The sequence below is a fragment of the Maribacter sp. 2-571 genome, from assembly GCF_050589625.1.
In the GTDB taxonomy this organism is placed as follows: Bacteria; Bacteroidota; Bacteroidia; order Flavobacteriales; family Flavobacteriaceae; genus Pelagihabitans.
On record NZ_JBNGOP010000013.1, the window covers coordinates 75,430 to 89,125 of the forward strand.

The window sequence follows — 13,696 nt, forward strand, 5'->3', positions numbered from 1 at the left end:
ACCATTTTAACTTTGAAATGGTATCAATAGAAATTGAATTATTTTTTAGGTATTCAAGGCGAAAAACCTAAGTATAGCCATAGCTACGGTTAGATCCCTAGTCAAGCTGGGGACAGGCTTTTTAACGAAGAATAACGAAAAAAACCATTTATTAGTGCTATTTCAAAATTAAACTGGTAGAACCTTATGATTGCAAAAGAACAAGTAACGGCCCTCCTCAAAAACAAAAGGAAGCTAGATTTCAAAAAAGAAACCTTTTCCAGTTTTTCAAAACCCTATCAAATTTTGGGGAAACTCGTTGTGGCCCATCTTCCGGAGTATCGGGATACAAAGCCGATATTGACGTACTACAAGGAGGCCTTCGGTAAGGATTTAAAAACCAATCCGTGGGACGGTAAGGAGGGACTTCGGTTGGCGCAACTGATCTACGGGGATTTGCGCGCACCCTATATTTCAAAAATTTGGGCGTTGTTCATGCAGCTGCCCTATCAATCGGGCTATAATAGACGACCGTTCCGTATGACGGCCAACACCAAGCACATCAATTTGGTATTAAAGCAACTACGTGTCCTTTGCAACACCAGTTGTTACGGTTTTGCCGATTGCTCCTTTACCGAACAGGCGCAGCTTTCAGGGTACTATCAAAACATGGGCAACGCCTATCTTTTTGGCGTGGTGCTGTCGGAGGGAAACCAAGAACTGTTAGGGGCCGTTACCGATATTGTCAATGGCGAGGATGAGGTAGGGGTCGTCTCCAGGGACATTATAAAGGCCCTGTTGCTGACCGATAAAAAAGAAAACTGGCAGCTGGTAGAAAAGTTATTGTTGGCCGCCCAGCGGCAGGAGGGGCTGCGGCAGACCATTTTGGAATCTTTGGATGAGACCAGCATTGGTGCCCTGCGGTATTTGATCGATACGGTGCTCGAACACGACCTGTCCCGTTTTAGCAGTGTGGTAAGGGCCGTGGATACTTGGTTCGGTTTTGGATGGGACGCACCAAAAAAAGCGACCATCAAAAGAACATTGGAACTCGCCGTAACCTTTATGGACGCACCGGAAAAGGTAGACGAAACCCTTAAGGGGAAAGACCATTTGGCAAGTTATGTGGCGTTATGGGCGATAGGCATAAAGGATGTGACTCTAGCAAATACCAAAGCCTTTGAGCTAGTGTTCGATAACGATACGCCCAAAACGAAAAAGCTTTTGGCACTTTTCTTTGTTTACGAGACCGTGCGGACCAAACATGAACTCACCCCCTATATGTTGGAACATTGGGGCAAGGATGTGGAGCTGGATTACTGGATGTTGCGCAATGCGCCCGCCTTGGATTGGACCAGCGATTTCTTTTTGAAGGTAAAGGAAACCGCGGATGCATTACCAACGGAGGGCAAGCGTTTTGGCGGTACCGTTTTTGAATGGAAGCAGTACGACATTACCCCTTTCTATTTTTATGACTATCTGATCCGTTATGCCAAAGAAGAACAAATGATACTATTGGCACAAGATTTGGCCAAGCTGCCGAACCATGCACGGGAAGCGTTCATCAGAAAAATATTTCCCAAGCATTATACCTATTCGTTGAACAGTGGCCGTTATCAAAACAAAAAACAGGAATCGCCCCGATTGACCTTGGAAAAAGATGCTTGGCAACGCGTTTTGTTACGGCAAGCGGCCACGGACCGGAACCTTTCCGTAATGGCGACCGGTTTAAAAGGGTTCGGTCATATGGATCTGGAAAAGGAGGAGTTGGAAATTTTGGAGGGACTGCTCTCCCGAAAAGGGAAAGACCTTCGAAAGCATACCATACAATTGTTGGTAAAACAACCCGAGGAGAAGTTGAAGGCGAGCACCTTAAATTTGGTAGCCTCCAACAAAGTGGAGCAACGATTGGCGGGACTCGAAATTTTGACGGTACTCGATGGGGAAAATAAGTACCCCGAGTTTGTGGCGACCCAGGTGGAAGCCTATCAACAACGAAAAAGTCTCGGTAAAAACGAATCGGTCTTTTTGGCCAAATTTTCAAAAGCACCTACCAGCGATTATACCTTTTCCAACGGTTTTGGGGTGATCGACTATTCCAAGATCACACCTTTGATTACGCCACAAGCCAAGTTCAAAGAGAAAAAAGGACTGTTAGGGTTCATGAAGCCGGAATCAAAATTCCGTATCAAGGGAATAGTGGACGAGAAAAAGACCGTCACCGAAATCAACAAATTGATTGCCCTTTTCGAAGAAAATCGAAATTACGAATACCGGTACGAGGGCTACCAAGGCGCCGTAGAAACCGCCTTGCTGGGCAATGTGTTTCGTGCCAAGTCCCGTGATCGAAAGGATTTTAGCGCGAAGGAGTATCTAAACGACCTGCCGTTGGCCGATGTTTGGAAAAAATGGTACGCCCAAAGCAAACTGAACGATTTTGAGGTATTCTACGCCCTGTTTTTTTTGAACGCCTACCGTGATCCTTTTGCCCGTTACAGCGAAATGACCGATTTTATCAAGTCCTACTACCTGGATTTGGATGGCTTACAGATCGATAGTACCGGAAATTACAACAGCATCAACCGAAAGGTCGGTGCAATTTTGGCCGCCCTGAACAATGTGCACCGCGACATGATGACATTGATCCATTTTAAGCTGGATATTCTGGAGGATATGATTGCCAATTGCCCGGAAACATTTAAGGGCAGACATTTAAAAACACCAAAGTACCACTACCAACAAGGGCTGATATGGACGCAAATGATACTGGAGGCCGGTTTCTGGATCGCGGACCATGAAATTGATATGCTGGCCGAAAAAAACAGCGATATCCTAAAGCGATATTATGATCTTCAGCAGTATCTTTTTGTCCAGCGGCTCGGATTTCCAAAAAAAGTTACCGATGTAAAAGCGGTGACCCAAGCAAAAATAGAAGACCGGCAGCTAAAGCCTCCACAGCTGCATATACTGCTGACCCTTTTTCAAAAAGGGCTATTACCGGAGGAGAACCTGCTTTTTCAGGCATTTTACCATCCCGATCTATTGCGGTTGCTCGATGGGGGCATTAGTTACAACACCAGACGCTATAAGGAGTATGACATAAGGGCCACCGGTATGTCGCCGTTAAAGACCAATATGCTCAAGGTAGAGGTAGAACGGGGCGACCTGCCTACCGAAGCTTCCGAGTACATTGGTAGTTTTGTAAACGTACAAGGGGTACGCTATGTATTTGAAGTATTGGAACGCTTGGGCAAGGAGAACCTGGATCGCGGATACAGCTACGACCGATATAGTAAAAAAGCCAATTTCAGTACGATTTTGAGCATCAGCGAACCCTCCGAAACGGATACCTACGAAGTGTTTGCGGAAGGGGTCAAAAGTGCCAAGATCACGAAAAAAAGACTCATGGAGTTGGCTTGTTATGCGACGCAATGGGCCGAATGGATCGGCCGTTATCTTAAAATTGACGATTTGGAGCACGCCGTATGGTGGTTTCATGCCCATGCCGCCGATCATTATATGAGCGCACAAAAAGAAACGACCATCGCAAGATATTCCAATATCGAAAAAAACGACTTCGCCAAGGGCGCCATCGATATCGATTGGTTCAACCGGGTGTATGCCAGTTTGGGAAAAAGCAATTGGAAGCTATTGCACGATGCCGCCAAATACATTTCACAGGGCAATGGCCACCGCCGCGTAAAACTGTATTCCGGTGTAATGCTGGGAGAAGTGAAAATTACCGCCACGCTTAAAAAAATAAACGAAAAACGGGACAAGGATTATTTACGCGCCTTGGGACTAATACCCTTGAGCAAGACGAATGCGGAAAAGGACCTTTTGAACCGTTATAACCTTATTCAAAACTATATTAAGGAAAGCAAACAGTTCGGGGCGCAACGACAAGAGAGCGAGCGAAACGCCGCCGAAATCGCCTTGGACAACCTTTCCAGGAATGCCGGTTTTGAGGACCGTATTCGTTTCGGTTGGGCAATGGAGGGCAAGGCCACCGAAAAAATTATGGAAAACGATACCGTCACCTTCGACGATGTTACCGTAAAACTGGTGGTTGACGATATGGGCAAGGCCGAGATCAAGGTGTTTAAAGGAGAGAAAACACAAAAGACCATTCCTGCCAAGTACAAAAAGGATAAAAAGATCGCACTTTTAAAAGAAGGTAAAAGTTATTTGGCCAAACAGTATTCCCGTACCCGAAATTCCTTAGCGCATGCGATGGTCCGAGAAGATGTCTTCCGACCTGAGGAACTTGAAAAGATTATGCGCCATCCGGTAGTAAAGGCCATGCTGGGGAAACTGGTGCTCTTTAACCCCGGGACCAAAGCGTCCGGATTTTATCGGGAAGGCCATTTGGTCGATGCCGATGGCGTACAACATTCCCTAAAATCTTCGGACGGTCTGGTTATCGCCCATGCTTCACATTTGTACGATGCCGTACAATGGGATCTGTATCAAAAGTACCTTTTCGAAAACCGCATCGTACAACCCTTTAAACAAGTGTTTCGTGAGCTCTATGTGATTACCGACGATGAACGCGAGCGTAGTTTTCGTTCCGAAAGATACCAAGGGCATCAGATACAGCCCAAAAAAACAGTAGCCTTGTTGCGTAGTAGAGGGTGGACGGTTAACCGCGACGAGGGACTTCAAAAAGTATTTCACAGGCATGGTTTTATGGCCACCATGTATGCCATGGCCGATTGGTTCTCACCGGCCGATGTGGAAGCGCCGACCTTGGAATATGTCTGTTTCCATTCCCTAAAGGATTACAAGCCACTTCCAATGGCGGAAATACCTCCGGTAGTGTTCAGCGAGGTCATGCGCGACGTAGACCTAGTGGTTAGTGTGGCCCATGTAGGGGGCGTCGATCCCGAAGCGAGCCATAGTACCATGGAAATGCGGGGCGTGTTGGCCAGGGAATCCGCCCGTTTGTTCAAGCTCGACAATGTAACGGTAAAGCAAAGACACCTTGTCATCACCGGAAAACTGGGGGAATACAACATTCACCTAGGAAGTGCCAACGTGAGTATGCGGGGCTTGGCCCTAAATATTGTTCCGGTACATAGTCAGCATCGGGGCCGTATGTTCCTTCCCTTCGTAGATGACGACCCCAAAACGGCCGAATTGATCTCAAAAATGAAATTATTGGCCGAAGACCATAAAATTCAGGATCCAACCGTTTTAGGGCAAATCCATAAACAGTAATACGATGACAAAGGCGTTGAACGGCTATTACGAACAGATCGACCCAGTAGGTTTTTACGAATATTTTAATTTCGGTGAAAAACCAACCCACTTTAAAAACGCTTTATGGCGAATAAACCGATCGATAAAAAGAAATGATGGGCGTTTTTTGACCTATCCAAGTCTTTTGAAAATGATGAGCGTTAAATGTGGTCGACCTGAAGTAAAAAGACATTTTTGTTTGGGAGTTCAATACACCTCTTAAAAACACAATTTACATTGAACCAACTATGAACGAATTGACTATAGGCTTCAAACGTCTCGGAAAAAGAAAGATAAAACAACTTCATATCACCTTTGCCGTTAAACCGGAAACCCTTAAAGCGTTGGTGATGGCCTGTGTACGCCATGAAGTAAAAAAGTATAATGAAAAACGGGAAGGTGTTTCCATACTTCCCTTTTTAGGTCCGGCCGAAATTGAAGCGCAAGGACAAACGGGAAAGATCGCTTTTGGCGATAGCCCGAACAACACCTTGGCGGTGGAAAAAGAAGCGATGGAAAATGCGTTGATCGCTTTTAAAGATGGACTCTATCTAGTTTTTATCGATGATGAGGAAATCACCGACCTGGATGCGCCCATACAGTTGTCGGAACAGAGTGTCGTAAGTTTTATCCGGATGACTTTTTTATCCGGGACGTACTGGTAGTTACAAGAATACGTTGGAGCAAAAACAACAAAAATGAAGAAAGAAATAGAAATCATGTTACTTTCCAGGGGAAAGCGACCGTTGACCAGAAAAGATCTTAAGGGGTTTTCCAGGGAATACCGCTTGTTGGGCAGGATGTTGTTTTTCGATTTGCCCGAAAACCTAAAAAAACGGTCCAATGTTGAGGTGTATCAAGAACTCTTCGGGGATGATCTACGCCACGATCCCTGGTCGGGCGAAGAAGGACAAAAGCTGGGTACTTTGGTCTATGGCGCCGTGCGCATGCCCTACATCCAAAAACTTTGGAACGACCTAGATGATGAAATTTATCAAAGAAACGAATACAACAAGCCCTTTAGGAGTGCCGTTACTACGGGACATCTGGACTATAAGCTAACCATTTTTCGCCTTTTGGCCATGTCGTATTCCAAGGGGTTTTCCGATATGTCCATGAAGGAACAGGCACAACTGTGCGGTTACACCAACGATGTGGTCATGGGTTATTTCTTTGGAACCGTACTACAACAGGGCCATACCGAATTGCAGGAAACCTTGGTCAACATCGTAAAAGGATCGGATCCGCTAGGCAAAACGGCACAACAGCACCTAAGGGGATTCTTGCGAAGCGGAAACGTAACAAATTGGGAATTGGTAAAAGAGCTGTTGCTAGTAGGAGCAGAAAAAGATCCGGTGCATCAGATTGTTTTGAAGGAGTTGGAACGTTCGCCGATTATGGTACTCGAATATTTTATCGAAGCCATTATCGACCACCGACTGACCGAGCGGCCATCAGTGGTGAAAACGGTCGATTCCTGGTTTGGTTTCGATAAGGGAACGTCCAAAAGAGAGACTGTCGACGCTTTTTTAAACCATGCTTCCGAGTTCCTGAAGCATACCGACAAAAGGGACGCTGCCCTATGGCAAGATGATGATATGGCGGCCTATGTGGCCCTATGGGTCATGGCCGTCAATGATGTGGGCTTGGCACACCAAAACGTGCTTAAAATGGTGTCCGATGCTACCCTTTCAAAATCAAGGAAACGGTTGGCTCTTTCCTTTGCCTCCAATACCGAGGTGAAAATGGACGGGTTGGTCCCTTATTTGGAAAAGAACTGGGGCGAGGATGTGGAATTGGATTATTGGATACTTAAAAATGCGGCCTTCGTTCCCTTGCCCGATGGACTATTGCTACGGATAAAAGAAACGGCGGATGCCTTACTTCAAGAAAATCGGGAACCCGTGGATACAAAAGTTCCCATTGCGGCCTCCTTTTACGAATATCTGATTGCTGCCGCAGCGGGGGAACAGTTCCTGTTGGTAGCGAACGATTTGGCTTTGATTCCGCCGGAACAACGAAGTTTTATGATGAAACGCCTGTTTCCCGACTTCTACAGTAGCACGTGGGCCGTACCGGAAGGATATCGATTTCTTAGCCAACATAATAGGCATAAGGGGTTGCACCTTGATGAAAACAAATGGCAGCGTTCGGTTTTGCACCGGGCGCTGGCGGACACGGAAGAAGATGTAGTGGCTACGGCCTTGCTCGCTTTGTTCCATTCCGACTTGAATGGGGAGGATACCGACGTATTGGCCCGTTTGTTGGAAAGTAACGATGCCGAAATAAGGCTGTTCGCCCTTACCATCATTCTAAAACAGGACGATGGTACGTTGACGGGCATGTTGGAAAAAGACCTCTATAGTACTATACCGGCGCGACGGTTGGGTGCATTGGAGCTATTGGGCATTTTAAAGCAAAAGGAACGTTGCCTTGAATTTGTGGATAGGGAAGCCAATGCCTACTTAAAGCGGAAAAAAATACCGGTGGACGAAATCCTTTTGATGGACAGTGTACTCGACAGTACCGATGATGAGAGCGCCCCATATTTGGAACTGGACGAACAAGAGCTACAAAAAGTAATGGATCTGTTTACCCGAAGGGGTAATACATTGTATCAATTGGCCATGTTGTCCCTTTTAAAGCAGTCCGAAAGCAATCTGGGGAAAGCGCTCCGGTTTCTAATGCGATCTAAAAACAAGGACCAACGGATCGCCGGATTGGGATTGGCCGACCAATTGGTAAAACAAAACAAATGCGCGGCCGTTATAAAAGAGGAAATAACGCGGTTCCGAAAACGAAAGACAATGACCATGAACGAAAAAGTGGTGTTGACCAAGTTTCCGAAGTAACGGACATTTCCCTGTTTTAGGGGATACTGGCATATACGAGCTGCGTTACCTTTGAACGAGACCAATGGCATTGATGTGTTCGTACAATGAAAAAAATGTTCCTTAAAAAGCCGCTTTCAAAATTACTGCTCTTGACCATGATCCTTTTGGTACTATGGGTGGTGTTGTTTGCAGACGTCACCTTACAGACACAGCTCGTCGCTGGTTTCGGGTATCTGGTTGGTCAAGTCATTATCGTCAGCTGTTCCGCCTTGGTAGTGATCTGGTTCGATAAACGTAAAAAAGGGTAGTCCTTACATCGGTTAAAAATCCTGAAAGTTGTTCCATGTTAAAAATACCCGTAATGCAGGGAATCATAGACCGTAGGATCCTTATCAATTATACTGTGGATAAGGAAGTCTTGGAAACCTATTTGCCCGAGCCCTTTGTTCCAAAACTGGTCGGGGGTAAGGGTATCGCCGGTATTTGTTTGATCCGGTTAAAAGGAATACGGCCCAAGGGATTACCGGAGCAACTCGGGATAGCATCGGAAAATGGTGCCCATAGGATTGCCGTGGAGTGGACGGAGAATGGCAAACGTAGGGAAGGGGTCTACATCCCTAGAAGGGATACTTCCTCAAAACTGAACGCTTGGGCAGGGGGCTCTCTTTTTCCGGGAGTACATCATTTGGCTGATTTCTCGGTATCTGAAAAAGACGGGAAGTATGAAGTCGCTTTTAAGAGCGATGACGAAACTTCGTTATCCATAAAGGCCAAGGAGACCAACTACTGGAATACCCAAAGTGTTTTTGAAAATTTGGAATGCCTTTCCGATTTTTTTGAGAACGGTTCCGTTGGATATTCACCGAACAAGGACCACTTTGATGGTCTGGAGTTAAAGGCCCATAACTGGAAGGTGTCGCTTTTGGAAGTAACAGCGGTGTATTCCAGTTTTTTTGAGGACCAAGCTATCTTTCCAAAAGGTTCCGTAACCTTTGACAACGCCCTATTGATGAAGGACATTGACCATGAATGGATCGGTTTGGGCAAAAAATACCAATAGCACATGACGGGGCTGTAATGTGGTATAAAACCGTTTGTAAATGTTTTTGAAACCAAGTGAACAAATCCTATTACGATGAAAAACCTGAAAACACCACTAGGTATTATAGGATTGTGCTACTTCATCTTTGGGCTGGTAATGACTATCGGGATGTTTTTAGGACAATGGTATCCTTACCTTATCGTATTTCTATGCCATCGGCATCGGTCTCCTCTTTTTGGTAGGCAACGGTTTCACACAATGGCTACCGTATGCTACTTTTTGGCAGTTCCTCATAGGGGTCTCACCGATTATGGCATTCTGCGGCTATCTGTACATAAACGAACCATCGGAGGATGTTTTTATCGTTCCACAGGATTATCGGGGAAACATAACGGTCATTTATGGGCAAAAAGAAGGAGCTGAAAAAGAATTTGAAGGGAGCAAACGCATCTACCGGATACCTAAGGGCGGTGTTTTAAAAACGCAATTTCGGGTAAAGGGGAATGCCACCAGTTTGGGAACCTATTATTATGAGGATGACGAAAAAAGACGTACACCTTTGAAAACGTATACCAGTACGGGACCCCTTCCCGATAGCACTGCAATCTATGTGCATCGGATGATTACGGGAATCAGCACCGACGCCACTGGGTATACCTACCGTTTTCATAAGGCCTTTGTAGGTCGGCAAAATGAAGTCCCGTAAGATGGGCGCCACGAAATGTTCCCTTTGGAATACCGCCTTTTGGCTACGGAAGAACCCTGTTTTTGGGGATGTTCCAAGACAGTGCAACCATTATTTTTGAAGTATGGTTAAGTTGAAACAACTAGTGTTTTTTGCAAAGAAGTTTCTTTTTATAGGTGTAACGGTATGTCTGCTCGGTTCGTGCAAAACGGCAAAGGAGACGGTAGTTGCCAATCCCGAAAAACCGGATGTGCTACTTTTTACAAGGGGAACGGCAATTTTTGAAACTGTGGAAGAATCGGAAGTTGTTTATACGTTGGAGAACATCGATACCACTACTACCATAGGATTATACCAGTACGATGACCTATTGGAAGTAAAAGAGAACATGTTGCTTTTTGCCGCAGATCAGTTCGATGCGCTGTTGAACCAGTATCCTAACTCCGAATTCTATCACAAATCGCTGTACAATCTGATTCTTATTCATCGCATGATGGCCGATGAACGAGGCGAACGATACTATCTTGATTTGATGTTGAAAAGCAATGCGAACGATAGGGAAGCGAGCGGAAAAACAGGATTGATGGCAAGCCCTTATGCCAATTTTAAGAATGAGGCCAGTAATCGACTTGTCGACATCTTCATTGGCAAGGGAAATTTTGAAAAAGCATTGGAGTACAAACAATTGAACGAGAAGTACTCTTACGAACATTTCTGTGGAAACGCTTATGCAGCGGCCGATCTAAGAAGTGTAACACAATACGCAAAAATTTACTACGGTTTGGGGGAAACAAAAAAGGCGGAACGTCTTTTACTTTCCAATCTTTTTAACAACACGCTCTCCGATAATTCAGAGGTAGTACGCTTGGCCTTGGAACTGCTCAAAAAGGAGTATGATATGGCTTTTTTAAAAACAAGCTTCCATACGGCTATGAACAATGGCTATACGAAGAGGACAACTGATGGGCGTCATGATGATTATTACATCAAGTATCTCAATATTGAAATTCATGTTCCGTTTTGGAACGAAAAAGCCGTGAGCGATGATGAATCTATAAAAGCGGAACTCAAAAATATGTTAGAAAAGTCAACGTTTTATGCCCTGCTGCAAGAACAGTAAGTGTTGTTTAATTGTAGTTACTATAGCGCATTAAAACCAGCTGTTGTCGGACCTATCGTAAATGTAATATGATCAAGTACGTTCTAATACCATATATCGCTTTGGGCCTAGTATTGTCACTGACAATAGGGGTCGAGTATACCTGTGTGGGAGATGAGCTATTGCCCAAGTACTACGGTAGCCCGTTTGTGTTCAAACAAAAGTCATTGGTCACTTCTATGGAATACTACTATAGCGTTTCGGGAATTGTTCTGAACGTATTGGTATGGAGCATTCCCCTGTTTGCAATACACCGTTATATCCAACATCTTAATGCAAAAAAAGCATGGTGGATCGGTTATCGTATCGTTGTGGTACTGCTGCTGGCCTTTACGACCCTGAACATTATGATAACTTCGGTAGTTGTTGGCCCCGGTTTTCAAAAAGGATGGAATTATTGGTATATCGATATGGAAGAAAACGCCAAAGCCTATCAAATGCAATGCGAGGGCGAGTGGTCGTTTTTTGTGGAATAGTAGAATAATCCGCGAATCTGGTTTTATCATTTTATTGACCGTCCAAGATACTATCGGAACATCCATCTTTAAAAATGCCTTGGAAAACACCATAGTTCCGATGGTTTGAATCCAAATTAGGTCTTCGCAATGGCAATTTAGGACCAAAAAAAGCCGTTCTAATTGTTAGTGCCAATTCAAAGTTAAAACGACTCAGGACATTGGTTTACCAGACGTTTGTCAAAACCCGGTGCCCATCACAATAGAAAAGTATGTTGTTCAAAAAGAAACCGAAACTGCCGATAACGGCAGAAGATCAGATTTGGGTGGAAGAATCCCTCTCTTTTTTAAAAGAGCGCTTGGGCGAAACATCCCTTTTGGAAATACCGACCGTAGTGCTTTCCGCCGACTTTTTCCCTAGGGAATTTGACGGTACGGAAGCCGATGCGCAGCATATTCTTCAACAGTGTATGGCATTGATGGACATTCCGGAAGGAAAAGTACTTTTGGAATACTACTCCGAAGAAAATAGGTATTTGGACGATGGTACCCTTTTGAGCTCGTCGGCCGATATTTTTGGGAAGTCCGCCGGAGCTGCGGGCACCTATCAAAAACAAAAGGGGAAGGCCATTATCCGTATCGAACGGGGACAATTGAAACATACGGAAACGCTTGTTGCCACCATTGCCCATGAACTGTCCCATGAAAAACTGCTGGGAGAAGGTCGCATTATCCAGAACGACGAGTACCTGACGGACCTTACGGCCATTGTCTACGGGTTTGGGATTTTTATTGCAAATGCCAAATTTCAGTTTTCGGCCGGTGGGGATAATGGTTTTGGGTGGCAAATGAAAAGTCAGGGCTATTTGCCGGAACAGATCAGCGCTTACGCCATGGCAAGCTTATCCCTTAAAAAAAAGGAACAGGAGCACCCTTACCTAAACCAATTGGGTAAGTCGGTTCGCAACTATTTTGAGCAAAGCTTAGCTTTTCTGCAATCCAGGGAGAACGAAAAAGACCCTTCGTTATTTTGGCAACGGTCCCAACAAACTGTGGCGGAACAAACCTTGGAGCGTATCGGTGAAACGAAGGAAGTAGCGCAAAAGGAAGTTTCCAAAGAAACGCGGGAACGGCTACAAAAGGAATTGGCCAGGGCATGCCTGGAGGTAGATCTCGATACCGCGGGAACATTATTGGCCCAAGGCGTTGATCCGAACTATGTGGGGTTGGGCGGATCGCCATTGTCCATGGCCGTAATGCGAAACAGCATAACGCTTATCGAATTGTTACTGCGGTACGGCGCCGACCTAAATTTTTCGGATTCCGATAGCATGATGGACAAGTTCCCCTTAATGGTCGCCTGCAAGGACTCGAACCATGCGATGATGCAGTATTTGATCGATTTGGGTGCCTTGGTAAACGTTGTGAGCGGAAATGGCGAAAGTGTACTGCAAGTTGCGGTCAATACCGGAAATACCGAAACGGTCGATTTTTTGCTCGAACGAGGTGCCCATATCGAAATTCGATCGGGCAGTTGGATGGGCCGTGGGGAAACCCCTATCTGTGCCGCAGTTTGGAACAACGATACGGAAATGGTCTCCTTTTTAGCAAAAAAAGGCGCAAAGACAAAACCGATACGAAAGTTAAAACGACATGAGATGCACCCTAAAATGGTGAAATTTTTGAAGTCGCGAAAATACCTCTGATACTATGGAACATGTAAAAGTTTTAGATCGGTCCGTACCGATTACGGCCGTTGGTTACGACTTGGTGGTGGCCCCTTGCAACCAGACCTTGGCCGTTTCGGGTATCCATTCCGCGATACCTATGGTCATCTCGGAACACCGATACCTGCTGGGACAGCAAGGAAAGATCAGGGATGAAAATCCGATAATACGATCGGGCGACACCTTTGTCGTTGCCAATGAACGGCCACAGCTGCCAGATCTGCTTTATGCGGTATTGGCCATGGCGTCGGAAGTGGAGCCCGAGAAACAGCTCGAACGTTTCTATACCAATCTTTTGGAGAAAGCCGTTATGTTGGGGGCAAAAACGATCGGCATCCCTAGTTTGAGTACGGGCATTTTTGGATATCCAGAACGGCTGGTGGTCGATGTCGGGAAGCTAACCTTCTTAAAATTCAAACAGTTCGATCGCATCGGTATGCACTGTTATAACGATAGCTATTACAAACTGTTTTCGGAACAAACCGAGGTACAATAAAGGGGGAGGTGGCAGGAACGAAACAGGAGGATGTTGGAATGTTATAGGTACAACGGAAAAGAAAGTACCGTTAGCCCA

The 13,696-nt window shown here is 45.4% G+C and carries 10 protein-coding genes; all 10 read left to right on the top strand.

Translation table 11 applies throughout. The annotated features are described in order from the left end of the window. Positions 1 to 186: 186 nt before the first annotated feature. The 10 genes from ACRD7P_RS11090 (at position 187) to ACRD7P_RS11135 (ending at position 13,618) form a co-directional block, all read left to right on the top strand. Positions 187 to 5,199 carry a DUF5724 domain-containing protein gene (locus tag ACRD7P_RS11090; RefSeq protein WP_430907674.1) on the top strand — a complete coding sequence of 1,671 codons (5,013 nt, stop codon included), beginning with the start codon at positions 187 to 189 and terminating at the stop codon, positions 5,197 to 5,199. A 269-nt stretch (positions 5,200 to 5,468) separates the two neighbouring features. Continuing rightward, a complete protein-coding gene (locus ACRD7P_RS11095; protein WP_430907675.1) occupies positions 5,469 to 5,885 on the top strand; it encodes a hypothetical protein in 417 nt (138 codons plus the stop codon). A 33-nt stretch (positions 5,886 to 5,918) separates the two neighbouring features. Next, entirely contained in the window at positions 5,919 to 8,072 is a 2,154-nt protein-coding gene (locus ACRD7P_RS11100; protein ID WP_430907677.1) for a hypothetical protein, read from the top strand. 95 nt (positions 8,073 to 8,167) lie between these two features. Then, positions 8,168 to 8,362 (top strand): hypothetical protein, encoded by a 195-nt coding sequence (locus ACRD7P_RS11105; RefSeq protein WP_430907679.1) that lies wholly within the window; start codon positions 8,168 to 8,170, stop codon positions 8,360 to 8,362. A 53-nt stretch (positions 8,363 to 8,415) separates the two neighbouring features. Beyond that, complete coding sequence (locus ACRD7P_RS11110; protein WP_430907680.1) at positions 8,416 to 9,114, top strand: DUF2071 domain-containing protein; 699 nt, start codon at positions 8,416 to 8,418, stop codon at positions 9,112 to 9,114. Between the two features lie 292 nt (positions 9,115 to 9,406). Then, complete coding sequence (locus ACRD7P_RS11115) at positions 9,407 to 9,802, top strand: DUF6843 domain-containing protein (RefSeq protein ID WP_430907682.1); 396 nt, start codon at positions 9,407 to 9,409, stop codon at positions 9,800 to 9,802. Positions 9,803 to 9,905: 103 nt separating this feature from the next. Beyond that, positions 9,906 to 10,901 carry a hypothetical protein gene (locus tag ACRD7P_RS11120; protein WP_430907683.1) on the top strand — a complete coding sequence of 332 codons (996 nt, stop codon included), beginning with the start codon at positions 9,906 to 9,908 and terminating at the stop codon, positions 10,899 to 10,901. Positions 10,902 to 10,969: 68 nt separating this feature from the next. After that, entirely contained in the window at positions 10,970 to 11,416 is a 447-nt protein-coding gene (locus tag ACRD7P_RS11125; protein ID WP_430907684.1) for a hypothetical protein, read from the top strand. A gap of 251 nt (positions 11,417 to 11,667) precedes the next feature. Next, positions 11,668 to 13,101 carry an ankyrin repeat domain-containing protein gene (locus ACRD7P_RS11130; protein ID WP_430907685.1) on the top strand — a complete coding sequence of 478 codons (1,434 nt, stop codon included), beginning with the start codon at positions 11,668 to 11,670 and terminating at the stop codon, positions 13,099 to 13,101. Positions 13,102 to 13,105: 4 nt separating this feature from the next. Continuing rightward, entirely contained in the window at positions 13,106 to 13,618 is a 513-nt protein-coding gene (locus tag ACRD7P_RS11135; protein ID WP_430907686.1) for a macro domain-containing protein, read from the top strand. Positions 13,619 to 13,696: the final 78 nt, after the last annotated feature.

Excerpts from the sequence above, each read along its gene's own strand:
- ACRD7P_RS11090 (WP_430907674.1), top strand. The coding sequence starts at position 187 with ATGATTGCAAAAGAACAAGTAACGGCCCTCCTCAAAAACAAAAGGAAG.
- ACRD7P_RS11105 (WP_430907679.1), top strand. The coding sequence starts at position 8,168 with ATGTTCCTTAAAAAGCCGCTTTCAAAATTACTGCTCTTGACCATGATC.
- ACRD7P_RS11130 (WP_430907685.1), top strand. The coding sequence starts at position 11,668 with ATGTTGTTCAAAAAGAAACCGAAACTGCCGATAACGGCAGAAGATCAG.
- ACRD7P_RS11100 (WP_430907677.1), top strand. The coding sequence starts at position 5,919 with ATGAAGAAAGAAATAGAAATCATGTTACTTTCCAGGGGAAAGCGACCG.
- ACRD7P_RS11110 (WP_430907680.1), top strand. The coding sequence starts at position 8,416 with ATGCAGGGAATCATAGACCGTAGGATCCTTATCAATTATACTGTGGAT.
- ACRD7P_RS11095 (WP_430907675.1), top strand. The coding sequence starts at position 5,469 with ATGAACGAATTGACTATAGGCTTCAAACGTCTCGGAAAAAGAAAGATA.
- ACRD7P_RS11135 (WP_430907686.1), top strand. The coding sequence starts at position 13,106 with ATGGAACATGTAAAAGTTTTAGATCGGTCCGTACCGATTACGGCCGTT.
- ACRD7P_RS11125 (WP_430907684.1), top strand. The coding sequence starts at position 10,970 with ATGATCAAGTACGTTCTAATACCATATATCGCTTTGGGCCTAGTATTG.
- ACRD7P_RS11120 (WP_430907683.1), top strand. The coding sequence starts at position 9,906 with ATGGTTAAGTTGAAACAACTAGTGTTTTTTGCAAAGAAGTTTCTTTTT.
- ACRD7P_RS11115 (WP_430907682.1), top strand. The coding sequence starts at position 9,407 with ATGGCATTCTGCGGCTATCTGTACATAAACGAACCATCGGAGGATGTT.